The 17,748-nt window shown below is 64.9% G+C and carries 13 protein-coding genes; 7 read left to right on the plus strand and 6 right to left on the minus strand.

Translation table 11 applies throughout. The features are described from left to right. Positions 1–41: 41 nt before the first annotated feature. The 4 genes from BLQ92_RS17670 to BLQ92_RS17685 form a co-directional block, all read right to left on the minus strand. Positions 42–905, minus strand: a complete 864-nt coding sequence (locus BLQ92_RS17670; protein ID WP_090685825.1) for a helix-turn-helix domain-containing protein — start codon at positions 903–905, stop codon at positions 42–44. A gap of 114 nt (positions 906–1,019) precedes the next feature. Then, positions 1,020–1,571: a carboxymuconolactone decarboxylase family protein gene (locus BLQ92_RS17675; protein WP_090685826.1), complete on the minus strand. Its 552-nt coding sequence runs from the start codon at positions 1,569–1,571 to the stop codon at positions 1,020–1,022. 173 nt (positions 1,572–1,744) lie between these two features. Continuing rightward, positions 1,745–2,539 carry a hypothetical protein gene (locus tag BLQ92_RS17680; protein ID WP_090685827.1) on the minus strand — a complete coding sequence of 265 codons (795 nt, stop codon included), beginning with the start codon at positions 2,537–2,539 and terminating at the stop codon, positions 1,745–1,747. Between the two features lie 139 nt (positions 2,540–2,678). Next, on the minus strand, positions 2,679–3,650 hold the full coding sequence (locus tag BLQ92_RS17685) for a LysR family transcriptional regulator (protein WP_090685828.1): 972 nt from the start codon (positions 3,648–3,650) through the stop codon (positions 2,679–2,681). 102 nt (positions 3,651–3,752) lie between these two features. Between BLQ92_RS17685 and BLQ92_RS17690 the strand changes: the two genes are divergently transcribed. The 3 genes from BLQ92_RS17690 (at position 3,753) to BLQ92_RS17700 (ending at position 5,791) form a co-directional block, all read left to right on the plus strand. Then, positions 3,753–4,448, plus strand: a complete 696-nt coding sequence (locus tag BLQ92_RS17690; protein ID WP_090685829.1) for an SDR family oxidoreductase — start codon at positions 3,753–3,755, stop codon at positions 4,446–4,448. 96 nt (positions 4,449–4,544) lie between these two features. After that, positions 4,545–5,336, plus strand: a complete 792-nt coding sequence (locus BLQ92_RS17695) for an SDR family NAD(P)-dependent oxidoreductase (protein WP_090685830.1) — start codon at positions 4,545–4,547, stop codon at positions 5,334–5,336. 86 nt (positions 5,337–5,422) lie between these two features. Beyond that, the gene (locus BLQ92_RS17700; RefSeq protein ID WP_090685831.1) at positions 5,423–5,791 is read left to right on the plus strand and encodes a single-stranded DNA-binding protein; all 369 of its coding nucleotides are present in this window, start codon (positions 5,423–5,425) and stop codon (positions 5,789–5,791) included. Between the two features lie 24 nt (positions 5,792–5,815). Here the strand turns inward: BLQ92_RS17700 and BLQ92_RS17705 are convergent, their stop codons facing one another. Continuing rightward, positions 5,816–6,712: a LysR family transcriptional regulator gene (locus BLQ92_RS17705; RefSeq protein WP_090685832.1), complete on the minus strand. Its 897-nt coding sequence runs from the start codon at positions 6,710–6,712 to the stop codon at positions 5,816–5,818. 122 nt (positions 6,713–6,834) lie between these two features. Between BLQ92_RS17705 and BLQ92_RS17710 the strand changes: the two genes are divergently transcribed. From BLQ92_RS17710 to BLQ92_RS17720, 3 genes are all read left to right on the plus strand, one after another. Further along, complete coding sequence (locus tag BLQ92_RS17710; protein ID WP_090685833.1) at positions 6,835–8,589, plus strand: acyl-CoA dehydrogenase family protein; 1,755 nt, start codon at positions 6,835–6,837, stop codon at positions 8,587–8,589. Then, positions 8,586–9,806, plus strand: coding sequence for a CaiB/BaiF CoA transferase family protein (locus BLQ92_RS17715; RefSeq protein WP_090685834.1), 1,221 nt, complete (start codon positions 8,586–8,588; stop codon positions 9,804–9,806). The genes BLQ92_RS17710 and BLQ92_RS17715 overlap by 4 nt, the downstream gene beginning before the upstream one ends. Before the next feature lie 99 nt (positions 9,807–9,905). Then, positions 9,906–11,219, plus strand: coding sequence for an MFS transporter (locus BLQ92_RS17720; protein ID WP_090685835.1), 1,314 nt, complete (start codon positions 9,906–9,908; stop codon positions 11,217–11,219). Positions 11,220–11,247: 28 nt separating this feature from the next. Here the strand turns inward: BLQ92_RS17720 and BLQ92_RS40045 are convergent, their stop codons facing one another. After that, positions 11,248–11,394 (minus strand): hypothetical protein, encoded by a 147-nt coding sequence (locus tag BLQ92_RS40045; protein WP_175772951.1) that lies wholly within the window; start codon positions 11,392–11,394, stop codon positions 11,248–11,250. A gap of 312 nt (positions 11,395–11,706) precedes the next feature. On the opposite strand from BLQ92_RS40045, the gene uvrA reads away from it, so the two are divergent. Continuing rightward, positions 11,707–17,586: an excinuclease ABC subunit UvrA gene (gene uvrA / locus BLQ92_RS17725; RefSeq protein ID WP_090685836.1), complete on the plus strand. Its 5,880-nt coding sequence runs from the start codon at positions 11,707–11,709 to the stop codon at positions 17,584–17,586. Positions 17,587–17,748 lie beyond the last annotated feature (162 nt).

Consider the following 17,748-nt stretch of genomic DNA (forward strand, 5'->3'; position numbering starts at 1 on the left):
TGTGATGTCTGGGGCGGCGCACGGCGGTAGGCGGGCGTGCGCTAGCCGCGTTCCCCGCCATGCACGGCGTTGCCGACCATCAGCGCATGCTGCGCTTCGGTCGTCTCGTCGGCCGGGAACATGCATTCAAGGCGCAGTTCCTGCGCGGCGATGGTCTGCGGGGTGCCCACCGTCGTCACCATGGAGAAGTAGTTCAACCGCGCGCCGTTTTTTTCGAAGCTGATCGGGATCATCGGCAGCGCTGGACTGACCGGCACGGCGCCAAGCGTCTTGGGACTCCTCCAGTCGGCTTGCACGCCGGGATAGGCGAGCAGGTCGGCGAGCAGCTCGCGGGTCTGCTCGTCGATCACACGCCCGACCGATTCGCGATGCACCCGCTGAATCAGGCTCTGCGCCACCTCCGCCCAATTGGCTACGAACGGGCGCATGCCTTGCGGATCGAACATCAGGTGCAGCATATTGCGCGGCCCGGTGCGAGCCGCCATGTCGATGAAGCAGTTGAAAAAGCGTGGCGCGGCGTCATTGGTCATCAGCACGTTCCAGTAACGGTCCATCACCAATGCAGGAAACGGTTCGTGCTGACGCAAGATGCGGCCTAATGCGCTCGTTACGCTCTGCATTTCCTGTGCGTTCCAGGCGCCCTCCGGATAGAGCGGCGCATAGCCCGCCGCGAGCAGCAAGGTGTTGCGCTCGCGCAGCGGCACGTCGAGCGCCTGGGCCAGATCCATCAGGGTCTGGCGGCTCGGCACACTGCGTCCGCTTTCGATGAAGCTGATATGCCGTTGCGAGACGCCCGTGTCGAGCGAGAGGTCGATCTGGCTTCTGCCACGCGTGTCGCGCCATTGGCGCAGCAGCACGCCCAGATCGCTCGCGGGCAGCTTCGAATTGAGGTCCGGTGAGGTCATCGCACGCTATCTTGGCAAGAGAGGTTGTCCAACATTGTGCTGCTGATCTTAAAGGGTTGCCGCAGTGCGGCGCGCAGAGCCGCCCGTGAAGCGAACCCTGCGCGCACGTTCCGCTTAAGCCGGGGTCCAGGCTTGCGCCTGGAAACGCTCCTCGACCGGTGTACCCGCCATGTTAGTCGTGGTGGCGGCCATCGTGGAAACGCCGATGCTCGTGATCACCTCGAAAATCTGGCTCTGCAAATAGCCCGCGGACGTGAAGCGTTCGATCTCCGCGTCGGTCACATTGCCGCGCTTTTCGATCAACGCCCGCGTAAGCGCCGAGAGCGCCGCGTATTTCGGGTGGTCGGGCAATCGTCCCTCACGCATGGCCTTGACGTCGCTCTCCGCCATGCCGTCCTCGAGCGCGAAAGTCGAGTGTGCCGCAACGGTCCACGGGCACTTGATGGTGACCGCGTTGGTGAGCAGCAGCGCTTGCTTCTCGCATTCGTCGAGACTGCCGCCATGGAAACTGCCGAAGCTGCCGGCGAAGCCGTTCAGCAGAACGGGGTTGCCGGCCATGGTGGCCATCACGTTGGGCAAGAATCCGAACTTGTGCGAGAGCGCCTGCAGGGTCGGCTTCGACTGTTCCGGCGCCGATTCGATCGTGTGTACGGTAAAATTACGCATTCCTAACTCCTTGCTGCATTGATTGAACATGACTGCATCCGTATCTCCGTGGGGGTGCGTTGTTTTGCACCGCCGTCGAGAGGAGATGACTGCCATAGTAAAGATCGTGCGCAGGAGTTCAATTACATCGCAGGTAATAACGAAGTGACCCCGCTTCGGTCACGCAAGCACTGTCACGACTGCGCCGCGTCGGGCGGCGCCGGACGAAAGCGCTCCTGTACCGCGGCGAGCTGGTCGTCTGAAGTGGCCACCAGCCACAGGCGTGCGCTCTCCACCATCAGGCGGTTATGGTCTTTCAACACGCCCATCGAGACGGCCGTCTTCCACGTCACCGGCGCCACTTTGCTGGTTCGGCCCGACGGTGTGCCCACCAGCAGGCAGTAGGGGCCGAGCGGCAAGGAGACGAGCGGCAGCGCAGGCTTGACGCGCACCCGCCAGTCGATAAACGGCGTGTCGCCAAACAGCAAGGGGGCGGGCAGGCCGTGCAGCACCGTGAAGTCGTATAGCGCGAGGTGTTCCCGCATGCCCGCATAGACGCGGCGGATATCGCTAACGACCGCTGCACGGATCTCATGGTCGAACATGGCTTCTTCGGCATAGCGGGCCTCAGCTTCGCGAGCCTCGCGCTGATAAGCGCTGAAAACGGCCAGTTCCATGCAGTCTTGCGCCGCACGCTGCACGTCGGCGGGCGTTCCGGCTTCTTCCGGTTTACCCAACTGCGCCGCGCGCAGGAAGCGGGCCAACGCGGCTTCCTGAATCGCAGGACCGTCGATCTGCGGATCGTCGACGGCGTCCTTGCCGAGCGGTACGTAAAGGTATTTCTCAGCGGCAAAACGCGACTTCTTGCCATCGTCGAACTTGATCTCGCCGTCGCTGCAGTCGAGATAGCGCGTGCCGATTCGGCCATGCTCCCAGATGTAGTTCTTCAGCAGGGGGCGCAACGGATGCAGCGTCTCGCGGTCAGTCATGGACAACTCCAGGGCCTCGATGGGGTTCGGCAGACGGCTGACGCCACTGCGGGTTCGGATCCCATCATGGCACGGGAGCCTGAGCTTCGCGAGCACTTCACGCGCGCAGCCGGTCCGGCTTACCGCGCCACGCGCTCTGCTAACGCACCCGCGTCAGATCCTTCTGCAAACGTTCCGGCAAATACGCGAGATCGCCGAGTAACTCCTCACTCGCCTGTTCAAAGCGCTCGAGCAGAAAATCCAGCAACGCCCGCACGCGCGGCGCCATATAGCGATTGCCGTGAAACAGCGCGTGCACACCGGCTTCATTGGTGCTCCACTCCGGCAACAGAATCTTCAGCGTGCCGGCGCGCACATCCGCCGCAATGTCCCAGATCGACTTGTGGGCGATGCCATGTCCCGCCAGCGCCCACGCCCGCGCCAGTGCACCGTCGTTGGTTTCCCAGGACTGCTCGGTGGGCACCGTGTAGGTCACCCGCCCGGCGTCCTGAGCGAAGTGAAAGTCGTTCAGCGGGCCGGCCGCCGTCACCAGCACGACGAAACGATGTTGAGCGAGGTCGGCCGGGGTTTGCGGTTCGCCATGCCGCGCCAGATATTCCGGCGACGCGCACAGCACGCGCCGGTTCGGCGCGAGCCGGCGTGCCACCAGCGTGCTGTCGAGCGGCGCGCCGAAGCGGATCGCCAGATCGATGTCCTCTTGCAGCAGGTTCGACACTGAATCCGACAAGCTCAGCGCGTAGCTCACCTCCGGATGCAGCGTGCTGAATTCGTCGAGCCAGCGATACAGCAGGTTGCGGCCGAAGTCCGAGGTGGCGGAAATCCGCACCTTGCCACGCACCTGGTTTTGTCCCTCCTGCAGCGCGGCCTCGGCGTCTTCAATGGCTTGCAGTGCAATGCGGCAGTGCTGCAGGTAAAGCCGCCCCTCGTCGGTAACGCGCAACTGGCGGGTGGTGCGCTCGAACAGGCGCGCATGCAACGCCGCCTCGAGCTTCAGAAGCCGCGCGCTGGCGGCCGCCGGCGACAGGCCCAGCTTGCGGCCCGCCGCCGAGAGGCTGCCGAGCGCCGCCGCTTCCACGAATAACTGCATATCGCCGAGTCGATCGGTGGCCATTGTCTGTTTGTATTTGAAAGTTATTCAAATGCTACGCCAATTATCAAACGCGCGGCACACAATCAGAATGCCTCCATCGTCAATCTCCTGGGGAGACAGAACATGAAGCAAGCAACGGTGGTGGTGATCGGAGGCCTGTCGGGAATTGGCCGGGCGGTAGCGGAACGGGCGGCCGCCGAGGGCGCGCGGGTGATCGCGGTGGGGCGGCGCGCGGCGCCCCCCGGCTGGCCCGCGCAGATCGAAACGGCCACGCTCGATATCACCGACGAAGCCGCCGTCGAACGCTTCTTCAGCGAGCTGGGCGCGCTCGATCATCTGGTCGTGACCTCCGGTCCGGTGATCGGTTCGGCGAAGCTCGCCGAGCTGGACGTGAACGCCGCGAAAGAGGCGTTCGACGTCAAGGTGTTCGGCCAACTACGCGCGGCCAAACAGGCGGCGCGTTATCTTGCCAGGACCGGTTCGATCACGCTGACCTCGGGGCTGCTCGCACGCAAGGCTGTGCCGGGCGCACTGGTGAAGGCGACCATGAATGCGGCCATCGAGATCATGGGCAAGACGCTTGCCAAAGAGTTGGCGCCGCTGCGCGTGAACGTGGTGAGCCCGGGGATGGTCGAAACCGGCATGTGGGGCGAGATGTCGGACGAAGACCGCCAGGCGCTGGCCGCCAAGGCAGGTAGCGGCCTGCCGGTTGGACGGGTCGGCCAGCCCGCCGATCTGGCGCAGGCTTACTGGTTGCTGATGAACAACGGCTTTATGACCGGCGCGGTCGTCGATGTCGACGGCGGCGGTCTGCTGTAGATTGATACCGGATTGATCCCGTCACGCTTTGGGCGCATGCCGCCGTCGCGCCGCATGCGCCGCTTTCACCCATCTCACCGATAGAGAGGAAACAGCATGGATCTGCAACTGAAGGGCAAGCTGGCACTGGTTAGCGGCAGCACCGCCGGCATTGGTCTCGCCATTGCCACCGCGTTGGCGCAAGAAGGCGCACGCGTGATCGTCAACGGCCGCAAACAGGAAGCCGTGGATGCGGCGCTCGCGCAATTGAAGTCGAGCACCGGCGCTGACCTATTGGGCTTTGCTGGCGACCTGAGCAAAGCCGACGCGGCGAACGAACTCGCACGGCGCTATCCCGACGTCGAGATTCTCGTCAACAACCTCGGCATTTTTGAGCCGAAGCCATTTGAAGAGATTCCGGATGAGGACTGGGTGCGCTTTTTCGATGTCAACGTGCTGAGCGGCGTGCGGCTTGCGCGCCTGTTCCTGCCGTCTATGAAGCGGGCCAACTGGGGGCGCATCATCTTCATTTCGAGCGAGAGCGGTCTGCAGATTCCCGCGGAAATGGTCCACTACGGCGTGACGAAGACTGCACAGATTGCCGTGGCGCGCGGTATTGCCGAGTCGGTTGCGGGTACCGGCATTACCGTCAATAGCGTGCTGCCGGGGCCGACGAAGTCGCGTGGCGTGGGTGACTTCGTCGACAGTCTCGCCAAGGCCGACGGCAAAACCGCCGAACAGGTCGAGCAGGAGTTCTTCGAACACGTGCGGCCGACGTCGCTGATCAAGCGCTTTGCTTCGACCGAGGAAGTGGCTTCGCTGGTGGCGTATGTGGCGAGTCCGCTGGCATCGGCGACGACCGGCGCCGCCTTGCGTGTCGATGGCGGGGTGGTGAAGAGCGCGTTTTAAAGCGTCTTCTGCGTCCGCTCGTGGGATCATACGGCTCGTGCGAGGTGCTCACGCCTCGCGAGCCACAGGAAACAGGAGCGGATGAGATGATCGATGGACTGGTAGGCGGGCGGCTTTACGGGGAAGCCCAGATCCGCACTGGACAGAACGGCAAGCGTTTTGTGACGTGCAAGGTGCGTGCGACCACGGGCGAGGGCGACACGCTGTTCGTCAATGTGATCGCGTTCGACGATGAAGTGCAGACCGGCTTGCTGGCGTTAAGCGACGCGGACAGTGTGGCCCTGAGCGGCGCGCTCACGCCGAAGGTTTGGACCGACAAGAACGGTTTGGTGAAGCCGGCGCTCGATATGGTGGCGCATGGTTTGCTGACCGCTTATAACGTGCGGCGCAAGCGGGCTGTAGTCGGCGGGCAGCCGGCGGACGAGGACGGCGCTCATCCGGACGATCCGCTGTGATGAGTTAGCGGCGAAGGGCGGCGCTCACGCAAACCGCGACGCATGCGCCGCCTCCCGCAGGTACTCGCCGAAACGCTCGGCCACCGGCTCCGCCTCGCCGGCCCGGCGCAACAACCGCACTTCCGATTCGAGCGTCTTGCCTTGCAATGGGCGGTAGCAGACCCGCTCGTCGTGTACCTGGCGCAGCGTGTACGGCACCAGCGCCACGCCCATCCCAAACTCGACCATCGTCACCACCGTCTGCCACAGGCGCGCCTCATGGCGTATCAGTGGACTAAACCCCGCACCCACGCACTGCGCGATGATCAGATCGTGATAGTGGGGCGACACCGTGCGCGGAAACAGGATGAACGGCTCCTGCGCGAGCAGGCGCAGATCGATTTTCTTGCGCTTCGCGAGCGGATGCTGGGCCGGCAGACAGCACACGAAGGGCTCTGAAAACACCGGTGTCGACACCACATCCGCCGGGAAATTGCCCCAGTGCGCGCAGCCCATATCGATCTGCATGCGTTGGATCGCATGCACCTGCTCGCTGGTGTTCATCTCCTTCAGCACGATCTCTACACTCGGATGATCGGCTTCGAAACGCTTTACCGCGTGCGGCAGTCCACGGTACAGCATCGAATTCACGAAGCCGATCCGCAGACGCCCGGCGAGCCCGTGCGCCGAGCGCACCGTAATGCGTTCGGCTTCGCTCGCCTGCAGCAGCAGGCGGCGCGCTTCATCGAGCAAGACCTGGCCGGCATTGGTGAGCGCCACCGTCTTGTTGGTGCGCGCGAGCAATTGCACGCCTAGCTCGTCTTCGAATTTGCGAATGTCGAAGCTCAGGGCGGGCTGCGAAATGAACAGGCGTTTGGCGGCACGGCCGAAATGCAGTTCCTCGGCGACGGCCACGAAGTAGCGCAATTGTTTGAGGTCCACGGGCGTCTCCGGCGGTTCTTATCGATAAATGCCGTCTATCGTACCGGACAAATTCTGTATTAGACGATTATCGATCGCGCTTCTATGCTGCATCCACAAGACATATACATAGAGACAAGCGCATGAACGATATCGCCCGGGAGCCGCTCAACGGCTCGTCCAACATCCCCGATAGCCGGGGCATCAATTTCTTCACCTGCGATCCTGATCTCGCCCCTTTGCTGAAGCTGCATCTCGGCGACGCTTTATATGCGCAGATGGAAGCGGAACTGGTGTCGCTCGGTCAACGGGCCTCCGATCAACTCGATACCTGGGCGCTCAGCGCCGACAAGAACCCGCCCCAATTGCGCCACCGCACGAGGCGCGGCGAGCCGCTGCAGAGCATCGACAAGCATCCCGACTACGTCGCCCTTGAGCGCGCTGCCTACGCGGAGCTCGGGCTGGCCTCGATGAGCCATGTCGAGCACGCGCCGCCGCCGCTCGTGAAATACGCGCTGACCTTCCTGTTCGTGCAGGCGGAATTCGGCCTGTGCTGTCCCGTCAGCATGACCGACTCGCTCACGCGCACGCTGCGCAAATTCGGCACGCCGGAACTGGTTGCGCGTTTCCTGCCGATGCTCGCGTCGCGCGACTTCGACACGCTTTACCAAGGCGCGATGTTCATGACGGAGCAGGCGGCCGGTTCGGATGTCGCACAGATCGCTACCCGGGCCTCGCGCGAAACGGCGGCTGACGGCTCGATAACGTGGCGTCTGTACGGCGACAAATGGTTCTGCTCGAATGCCGACGCCGATCTGGCGATGGTGCTCGCCCGTCCGGACGATGCGCCAGCAGGCATCAACGGCCTCGCGTTGTTCCTGTTGCCGAAGACACTGGCGGATGGCACGCGCAACCGCTATCGCATCATCCGCTTGAAGGACAAGCTCGGCAGCCGCTCGATGGCGAGCGGCGAGATCGTGCTGGAAGGAGCCGAGGCCTATCTGATCGGCGAAGTGGGGCGCGGCTTTCATCAGATGGCCGACATGATCAATATGTCGCGGCTGTCGAATGGCGTGCGTGCCGCGGGACTAATGCGGCGAGCAGTGACGGAAGCGCTGCACATCGCGCGTCATCGCGAAGCGTTCGGCCGCAAGCTGATCGATATGCCGCTGATGCAGCGTCAGTTGTTGAAGATGATGTTGCCGGCAGAACAGGCGCGTTCGATGTTCATGCAGATCGCGCTGCTGCTGGCGCAAGCCGACAAGGGCGACCACCAGGCGGCGAAGTGCGTGCGCATCCTCACACCGTTGATCAAGTTTCGCGCCTGCCGCGATGCTCGCCGCGTGACCGGCGATGCGATGGAAGTGCGCGGCGGCACTGGGTATATCGAAGAGTGGAGCGACGCGCGACTGGTGCGCGACGCGCATCTCGGTTCGATCTGGGAAGGCACTAGCAACATCGTGGCGCTCGACATTGCACGCGCTGCGAAACGTGACGGCGCGCTTGAGCCGCTACGTGCCTATCTGCAGGATCTGCTCGGCGCGGCCGGTTTGCCTGCCGAGAGCCTCGCGTTATTGCGTACGACCTTGGCACGCGCGTGCGATGCGTTGATGAGCGTAGCGGATGCGGGCGACGATGCACCGGTCAGGCAAGCGGGCTCTGCGCTGTATCACGCAACGACCGCCGTTTTGATGGCATGCGAGGGCATGCGTCTCGCGCCGGACTATCGCCGCCTGGCGTTGAGTCATCTGGTACTGCGGCACAAGCTGCTGCCGGTCGATCCGCTTGCGCTGGATGCACCGCGCGATGAAGCGGACGTGCTCAACGCGTTGGTAAGCGCGCGGCCAATCAGTCAACAAGAGGCGAAGCAACTGCTGCCGGCCGGGAGTGCGCAATGACCGGCGCGCTGCAAGGCATCAAGGTAATCGACCTGAGCCGCGTGCTCGGCGGCCCTTACTGCACCCAGGCGCTAGCCGACCACGGCGCACACGTCATCAAGCTCGAACCGCCCACGGGCGACGAAACGCGCGGCTGGGGACCACCGTTCTTCGGCGACACCGCGTGGTACTTCGCCGGCGTCAACCGCAACAAGCAGGGCATCGCGGTCGACCTGTCCTGCGACGAGGGCCGCGCGATCCTCTGGAAACTGCTTGAAGGCGCCGACGTGCTGGTCGAAAACTTCAAGCCGGGCACACTGGCGCGCTGGGGCATGGACTACGAGCGCGATCTGCGCGAGCGCTTCCCCAGGCTGATTCACTGCGCGGTCTCCGGCTTCGGCCCGGACGGCCCGCTCGGCGGCTTGCCGGGCTACGACGCGGTGATCCAGGCAATGGCCGGTCTGATGAGCGTGAACGGCGATCGCGACGGCGAGGCGACCCGCGTCGGCCTGCCGATCGTCGATATGGTCACGGGCCTGAATGCGCTAGCCGGCATCCTGCTGGCGCTGGCCGAACGCCACACGAGCGGCCGTGGCCAGTCGATCGATATCGCGCTCTACGACTGCGGCGTGTCGCTGCTGCATCCGCATCTGCCGAACTATTTCGGCTCGGGCTGCACGCCGCAGCGCAGCGGCAACGCGCACCCGAACATCACGCCCTACGACAGTTATCGCACGGCCACCGCGCCCATCTTTCTGGCGGTCGGCAACGACCGGCAGTTTGCGCGGCTGTGCGCCCATCTCGGCGCGGCCGATCTGGCGGACGACCCGCGCTTCGTCGACAACCGCAGCCGTTGTGCGCATCGCGCCGAACTGAAAGCCGCCTTGGAAGCTTTGCTAGCCGAGCACGAATGCGAGCCGCTCGCGCGCGAGCTGATTGAGGCGGGCGTGCCGTGTGGCCCGGTACAGACGATCGACGTCGTCGCACGCCATCCGCATACGCTGCACCGGCAGATGGTGGTTGAGATGGGCGAGTACCGGGGCACGGCGACGCCGATCAAACTGTCGCGCACACCGGCGACCTACCGCAGCGTGCCGCCTTCGCTCGGCGGCGATACGCGGGCGGTACTGGACACATTGGGCATCGACGCCGCCACCCAGCAGCGCCTGTTCGAAGCTGGGGTACTGAAAGAGAGTGTGAAGGAGCACATGAACGACAGCGAGTGCAAGAACGGATAAGGGCGCAAGCCACTACGCGCACAACCGGTAAGCGGCAACGGCACCCAGAGGCTGCGCCGCGCGACACCTGAGTATCGACATAAGATCACGGAGACAGCTATGCACCCCCAGCCCCAGGACGATCCCGCAGTTCGCCAGCCCGCGCGCGCCGCCGCCGCGGCCTTCGTCGGCACCACCATCGAGTGGTACGACTTCTACATCTACGCGACCGCATCCGCGCTGATTTTCGGCAAGCTGTTCTTTCCGGGCAGCGAGCCGTTCTTCAGCACGCTGGCGTCGTTCGGCACCTTCGCGGTGGGCTTTTTCGCGCGGCCGTTCGGCGGTCTGGTGTTCGGCCACCTCGGCGACCGCATCGGCCGCAAGAAGGCGCTGGTGGCGACGTTGGCCATCATGGGTGTCGGCACGGTCGGCATCGGCTTTCTGCCGACTTACGCGAGCGCCGGTGTGCTGGCGCCGGTGCTGCTCGTGGTGCTGCGGGTAGCGCAGGGCATCGCGATAGGCGGCGAGTGGGGCGGCGCCGTGCTGATGGCGAGCGAGCACGCGCCGCAGGGACGGCGAACCTTCTTTGCGTCGTTCGCGCAGCTTGGCAGTCCCGCCGGACTGATTCTCTCGTTGATCGCGTTTCGCGCGGTCGCGTCGATGGATAAGGTGGCATTCATGGATTGGGGCTGGCGGCTGCCGTTTCTCGCCAGCGCGGTGCTGCTGATCGTCGGCCTGCTGATTCGCATGGGCGTAAGCGAGTCGCCGGAGTTCACTACGCTCAAGGCGCAGCGGCGGGTCGCGGCGCTGCCGGCCGGTGAGGTGGTGCGCGATGCGTGGCGCACGCTGCTGCTGTGTCTTGGCGCCAATGTAATCGGCGTGGCGGGCGCGTGGTTCGTCAACACCTTCATGCTGAACTACACGACGCAGACGCTCGGCCTCGACCGCGCGCTGATTCTCGATTGCCTGTTCGTCGTGGCGTTCATCCAGCTTGGCACCCAGCTTATGTCGGGGTACTTCGCGCAGCGCATCGGCACCGGCCGCTTCCTGAAGAGCGCCGCCGCGCTGGCGATGCTCTCGCCCTATCCGATGTTCGCGCTGGTCTCGAGCGGGCGACCGGCCGCGATCGTAATCGGCATTGCGCTCGCGGTCATGTGCATGTCCAGCTCGTACGCGGTGATGGCCGGTTTCATGGCGAACGCGTTTGCGGTCAGAGTGCGCTATTCGGCGATTTCGCTGTCGTATCAGCTGTGCGCGGCACTGGCCGGTGGCCTGACACCGTTGATCGGCACGATTCTCGCGCATCGCTATCCGGGCCAATGGTGGCCGCTGGCCGTTTTTTATAGCGTGCTGGCCGCCATTTCGCTGATTTGCATTACGACGCTGGAGCGGAAAAAGCCTGCTGCAGCGCAGGCGACGGCGGAGGCGTTCTAGCCGCGCTGCCGTGGGGCCGTCGGATCGCCTAGTGACACACGACCGCGCAGGTCAGCGCGGTCACGCCGGCCACCGCACCGAGCACGGCGCCAGTGGCAAACGTCTCGACCGAGGACGCGCAACCCTGCAGATTCAGCAGCCCCGCCAGCACCAGTACCTTGATTACGCGACGCATTCTTTGGGTCCCCCGTGAGTACCGCGCGCATGGTAGCAAGTCCTTGTCTTAATGGGGCTTTCTGAAAATATCGGCGCCTTACGGTGTATTTTTTCTGGCGTCCAGGAGCCGCCCGGCCCGGCAGGCCCGTGCCTTGCAACCGGCTGAACAGCCCGCATCCACACCGCCGATGGAAAACTGTATAAATATACAGTATAGTGTTTCCTTCAAATCCGCCCTGCGGCGATTGATCCGTATGGTCGGGCGCGGTGAATCTGTACGGTCGCAAAGCGGCCGTAAGATGTGGCCAACTCATTCAGACGGTCGGACAAATTGTCATCTACAGGAAAAATCCGCATTCGCGGAGCGCGTCAGCACAACCTCAAAAACCTCGATCTCGACCTGCATACCGGCGAGATGACGGTGGTCACCGGCCCGTCGGGGTCCGGCAAATCCAGCCTGGTGTTCGACACCCTCTACGCGGAAGGGCAGCGGCGCTACGTCGAAACGTTCAGCGCGTATGCGCGGCAGTTCCTCGACCGGATGGACCGGCCCCAGGTGGACCGCGTCGACGGTGTGCCGCCGGCCATTGCGATCGACCAGACCAATCCGGTGCGCAGTTCGCGCTCCACAGTCGGCACGATGACCGAACTCAACGACCACCTGAAGCTGCTCTATGCACGCGCCGCCGAGCTGTTCGACCGCAAGACGGCGCAGGCCGTGCGGCACGACTCGCCGGAGACGATCTACCTCGAACTCGCCGCCCGCACGGCGGAGAACGATCCGCGCCTCGTCGTCACGTTCCCGGTGGAGTTACCCGAGTCCGCGACTGAGGAAGAAGTCGAGCAGTGGCTGTCCGCGAGCGGCTACACGCGCGTGCAGGCGCAGCGCGAGGTGCAGTCGCCCACCGGGCCGCGCAAGCTGCTCGACGTGGTGGCCGACCGCTTCCGCCTGAGCGCGGTAGAAAAGGGACGTGCTGTCGAAGCGATTGAGGCGTCCCTGAAACGCGGCGGCGGGCGCGTGAACGTCTACGTGCTGCCGCAAGTACCGGAAGGGTCGGCCGAGCCGCAGATCTGGCGTTTCTCCACGGGCTTGCACAACCCGGATAGCGACCTGCGCTATGCCGACCCACAGCCGGCGCTGTTCTCGTTCAATTCGGCGTACGGCGCCTGCGAAACCTGCCGCGGCTTTGGCCGCGTCATCGGCGTCGACCTGGGCCTCGTGATCCCCGACGAGCGCAAGACCCTGCGTGGCGGGGCGATCAAGCCCATGCAGACGCCCGCATGGAAGGAGTGCCAGGACGACCTGATGCGCTATGCGGCGAAGGCCGGCATCCCGCGCGATACCGCCTGGTCGGCGTTGACCACGGAGCAGCGCGACTGGGTGATCAACGGCTCGCCCGACTGGGATGGCAAGTGGCAGAGCCACTGGTACGGCGTGAAGCGCTTCTTCGACTACCTCGAGTCGAAGGCATACAAGATGCACATTCGCGTGCTGCTGTCGAAGTACCGCAGCTATACGCCGTGCGAAGTTTGCGGCGGCGCGCGTCTGAAGACCGAATCGCTGCTGTGGCGTCTCGGCACCAAGCCGAATGCGGACGCCGTGCTGAACCCGGCGCAGCGTTTCCTGCCGCGTGGCGTGGACTGGAACCGCGCGCAGCTCGAAGCGCTGCCGGGCCTGACCGTGCACGACCTGATGCTGCTGCCGATCGAGCGCATCCGGCGTTTCTTCGACAACCTGAGCCTGCCGAGCGCGCTGCTCGACGACGCCTTGAAGCTGCTGCTCGCGGAAGTGCGCACGCGCCTCAAATATCTGTGCGACGTGGGCCTTGGCTATCTGACGCTGGATCGCCAAAGCCGCACGCTGTCGGGCGGTGAGGTGCAGCGTATCAACCTCACTACGGCGCTCGGCACCTCGCTGACCAAAACCCTGTTCGTGCTCGACGAGCCGAGCATCGGGCTGCATCCGCGCGATTTGAACCGCATCGTCGAAGCCATGCATCGCCTGCGCGACGCGGGCAATACGCTGGTGGTGGTGGAACACGATCCTTCGGTGATGCTCGCGGCGGACCGTCTGATCGACATGGGCCCGGGCCCTGGCGAGCGGGGCGGCACGATCATTTTCGACGGCGTGCCGGACGAGATCCGCTCATCGGGCACGCTGACCGGCGAATATCTCGGCGGCCATCGCCATGTGGCCGATGTCTCGCACTGGTCGAGCCGTCCGGTGACCAGGGACACGCCGCGCATCGTGCTGGAAGGCGCGAGCCAGCACAACCTGCAGGACGTGACCGTCGAGATCCCCCTGCAGCGCCTCGTGTGCGTCACGGGCGTCTCGGGTTCCGGCAAATCCACCTTGATACAGGACGTGCTCTATCCGGCGCTGGCGCGGCATCTCGGCGTCGCCACCGAATCGCCCGGCGCGTTTCGGCGTCTGGTCGGCGCCGAGCAGGTGAACGAGGTGGTGTTCGTCGACCAGTCGCCGATCGGCAAGACGGCGCGCTCGAATCCGGCAAGTTATGTCGGCGCGTTCGACGAGATCCGCAAGCTGTTCGCCAAGGTGCCGCTCGCGCAGCAGCGCGGCTATGGCCCGGGCATGTTCAGCTTCAACTCGGGCGACGGCCGTTGTCCGACCTGCGGCGGCTCAGGCTTCGAGCACATCGAGATGCAGTTCCTGAGCGACGTGTACCTGCGCTGCCCGGACTGCGACGGCCGCCGTTATCGCGCCGAACTGCTCGAAGTGAAGATCGAACGCGGCACGCCGGCGCGGGCGTTGAGCATTGCCGACGTGCTTGAACTGACCGTGAGCGAAGCCATCGCGTACTTCGCGGCGGATGCAGAAGTGTTGCGCGTGCTCAAGCCGATTGTCGACGTGGGCCTCGAATACGTGAAACTCGGCCAGCCGGTGCCCACCTTGTCGGGCGGCGAAGCGCAGCGGCTCAAGCTGGCGGGCTTCCTCGCCGAGACCGCGCAGGCCGGCACGTCTCGCGCCGCGAAGCAGGCGCCTGCCGCGCGGCTCTTCATGTTCGACGAACCGACCACCGGCCTGCATTTCGACGACATCGCCAAACTGATGCAGGCGTTCGGCAAACTGCTGGCGGGCGGTCATTCGCTGATCGTGATCGAGCACAACCTGGATGTGATCCGGGCGGCGGACTGGTTGATCGACCTCGGACCCGAAGGCGGCGACGGCGGCGGACGGGTGCTGTGCTCGGGCACGCCGGAAACGGTCAAGGCGTGCGCGGAGTCGTTCACGGGCCAAGCTTTGCTGCAGTACGACGAGGCGATGAGCGCGACTGCGCAATCCGCAGCACAAGGCCTGCCGCTGCAAAAGGCGCTGACGGCGGCGCGCGCACGCCGTGCGGTGGAAGGCGAGGACGTGGTGCGCATCGTCAATGCGCGCGAGCACAACCTGAAAGCGCTCGACGTCGATATTCCGCATGGCAAGTTCAACGTCATCACGGGCGTATCCGGGTCGGGCAAATCGACGCTCGCGTTCGACATCCTGTTCCACGAAGGCCAGCGCCGTTACCTCGAATCGCTCAATGCCTACGCACGTTCGATCGTGCAACCGGCGGGGCGTCCCGAAGTCGATGCGGTGTACGGCATTCCGCCGACCGTGGCGATCGAGCAGCGCCTCTCGCGCGGCGGCCGCAAGAGTACCGTGGCCACCACCTCGGAAGTCTGGCACTTCCTGCGCCTGCTGTACGTCAAGCTCGGCTTGCAGCATTGCATCCACGACGGCACGCCGGTGAGCGCGCAAAGCGTCGAGTCGATCGCAGCGCAGTTGCTGCGCGATCACAAGGGCGAACATGTGGGCTTCCTGGCGCCGCTGGTGGTCAACCGCAAGGGCGTCTATACCGACCTCGCCAAGTGGGCGAAGGCGCGCGGCAATAGCCATCTGCGGGTGGACGGCGAGTTCGTGCCGGTCGACCCATGGCCCAAGCTCGACCGCTTCCGCGAACACACCATTGAACTGCCGGTGGCGGATCTCGTGATCTCGGCCGACAACGAAGCCGAGCTGCGCCGCCTGCTCGACCAGACGCTTGAAGTGGGCAAGGGCGTGATGCACCTGCTTGCGCCGCTCGACGGCTTGCAGGACGCGTTGACGGGCGGCCGAGCCACGGCGAAGTGCGGCACGCTCAAGGTGCTGTCCACCAAGCGCGCCTGTGCGGTGTGCGGCACGAGCTATCCGGAACTGGACCCGCGCATGTTCTCGTACAACAGCAAGCATGGCTGGTGTACCACCTGCGTCGGCACCGGTCTTGCGCTTACCCGCGAACAGCGCGCCGCCTACGACGACACGGTGATCGCCGAAGACGGCCGCGGCCGCGAGCAGAGCCTGCCGTCCGAGGAGCAGGAGCCGGAAGGCGTGGTCGAGGAACCGTGTCCGGATTGCCACGGCACGCGCCTGAACCCGACGGCCCGCGCGGTCACGTTCGACGCGCAACCGATCGTCGACGTCGCGCAATGGACGGTGAGCGACACGCGCCGCTGGATTGACGCGCTGGAACTCAAGGGCCGCGACGCCGAGATCGCACGCGACGTGGTGAGCGAGATCGGCAGCCGCCTGCAGTTCCTGGAAGAAGTCGGGCTGGGCTATCTGAGCCTCGACCGCGCGGCGCCGAGCCTGTCGGGCGGCGAGGCGCAGCGTATCCGGCTGGCGGCGCAACTGGGCAGCAACCTGCAAGGGGTCTGCTACGTGCTCGACGAGCCGACCATCGGCCTGCATCCCCGCGACAACCAGATTCTGCTCAACGCGCTGCGCAAGCTCGGCGAGAAGGGCAACACGCTGGTGGTGGTCGAGCACGACGAGGACACCATCCGGCGCGCCGACCACATTATCGATATCGGCCCGGGCGCCGGCAAGCGTGGCGGCACGCTGGTCGCGCAGGGCAGCGTGGCCGACCTCTCCGCGCAAGCCGATTCGGTGACCGGGCAGTTTCTTGCCAATCCGATCGTGCATCCGTTGCAAGCGCGCCGCACGGTCAAGCCGAAGACCAAAACCGCCCCGGCCGTGCCGGAACAGTGGCTCACGGTGCATGGCGGCAAGCTGCACAACCTGCGCGACGTCACGGTGGGGCTGCCGCTGTCGCGCCTCGTCGCGGTGACCGGCGTGAGCGGCTCGGGCAAGTCGACGCTCGCGCGCGATGTGTTGATGGCGAACCTGCTGGACGCAGTGGGGCGCTCGGTGCTGTCGTCGCCCGCCACCCGGCGTGCCCGCAAGGCGGCGCAAGACGAACCGGCGGCCAACCGCCGCTCGAGCGTGCTGGCCCGTAGCGCGCCGCGCGCGCAACTGAACGTCACGCACGACTGGCAAGGCTGCGACGCGATCACCGGGTGGGAAAGCATCGACCGCGTGCTCGAAGTCGACCAGACGCCGATCGGCAAGACCCCGCGTTCGTGCCCGGCTACCTATATAGGCGTGTGGGATGCCATCCGCAAGCTGTTCGCCGGCACGCTCGAAGCCCGCGCGCGTGGTTACACGGCATCGCGCTTCTCGTTCAATACAGGGGAGGGGCGCTGCCCGGCGTGCGAAGGCCAGGGCGTGCGCACCATCGGCATGAGCTTCCTGCCCGACGTAAAGGTACCGTGCGACGTCTGCCACGGCCAGCGCTTCAACCCTGAAACGCTGGCGGTCACCTGGCGCGGCAAGAACATCGGCGACGTGTTGACCATGGAGATCGACGAGGCCGTCGAGTTCTTCGCGCCCATCACCAACATCGCGCATCCGTTGCAACTGATGAAGGACGTGGGCCTTGGCTACCTGACGCTCGGCCAACCGTCGCCGACTCTCTCGGGCGGCGAAGCGCAGCGGATCAAACTCGTCACCGAACTGAGCAAGGTGCGCGACGACATCACGCGGCGCGGCCAGAAGCCGCCCCACACGCTCTACGTACTCGACGAGCCGACTGTCGGGCTGCACATGGCGGACGTCGCCCGGCTGATTCGCGTGCTGCACCGGCTGGCGGACGGCGGTCACAGCGTGGTGGTCATCGAGCACGACCTCGACGTGATTGCCGAAGCCGACTGGATTATCGATCTCGGTCCAGAAGGGGGCGTGGGCGGTGGTTCGATTGTTGCGGCGACGGATCCGGAAGGGCTCGTGAGGGTGCGCGAAAGTCACACCGGAGCCGCGCTTCGATCGGTGCTCGCACGTGGCGAAAACATGCCCGTTGCATCGATTCGGGCCGGCGAAGGCACGCACGGATAAAGCCCAGGGAAGACCCCTGTCGCGAATTCGCGACGAGGGTTTTCCCCGCTTGTGGCTAACCGGCCGCTTAGCTTCGAAATTCAACTTACCCTGCTATTTGTGTCCGGAGTTCACCTCGTAATTGGAGGAAATGCTCTAAACACTGTCTGTTCCCATCAAAAA

Origin of the sequence: Paraburkholderia phenazinium, from assembly GCF_900100735.1 — a bacterium.
Lineage (GTDB): Bacteria > Pseudomonadota > Gammaproteobacteria > Burkholderiales > Burkholderiaceae > Paraburkholderia > Paraburkholderia phenazinia.

Bases quoted from the DNA above. Each gene is read 5' to 3' on its own strand.
- BLQ92_RS17670 (WP_090685825.1), bottom strand. From the start codon at position 905: ATGACCTCACCGGACCTCAATTCGAAGCTGCCCGCGAGCGATCTGGGC.
- BLQ92_RS17675 (WP_090685826.1), bottom strand. From the start codon at position 1,571: ATGCGTAATTTTACCGTACACACGATCGAATCGGCGCCGGAACAGTCG.
- BLQ92_RS17680 (WP_090685827.1), bottom strand. From the start codon at position 2,539: ATGACTGACCGCGAGACGCTGCATCCGTTGCGCCCCCTGCTGAAGAAC.
- BLQ92_RS17685 (WP_090685828.1), bottom strand. From the start codon at position 3,650: ATGGCCACCGATCGACTCGGCGATATGCAGTTATTCGTGGAAGCGGCG.
- BLQ92_RS17690 (WP_090685829.1), top strand. From the start codon at position 3,753: ATGAAGCAAGCAACGGTGGTGGTGATCGGAGGCCTGTCGGGAATTGGC.
- BLQ92_RS17695 (WP_090685830.1), top strand. From the start codon at position 4,545: ATGGATCTGCAACTGAAGGGCAAGCTGGCACTGGTTAGCGGCAGCACC.
- BLQ92_RS17700 (WP_090685831.1), top strand. From the start codon at position 5,423: ATGATCGATGGACTGGTAGGCGGGCGGCTTTACGGGGAAGCCCAGATC.
- BLQ92_RS17710 (WP_090685833.1), top strand. From the start codon at position 6,835: ATGAACGATATCGCCCGGGAGCCGCTCAACGGCTCGTCCAACATCCCC.
- BLQ92_RS17715 (WP_090685834.1), top strand. From the start codon at position 8,586: ATGACCGGCGCGCTGCAAGGCATCAAGGTAATCGACCTGAGCCGCGTG.
- BLQ92_RS17720 (WP_090685835.1), top strand. From the start codon at position 9,906: ATGCACCCCCAGCCCCAGGACGATCCCGCAGTTCGCCAGCCCGCGCGC.
- BLQ92_RS40045 (WP_175772951.1), bottom strand. From the start codon at position 11,394: ATGCGTCGCGTAATCAAGGTACTGGTGCTGGCGGGGCTGCTGAATCTG.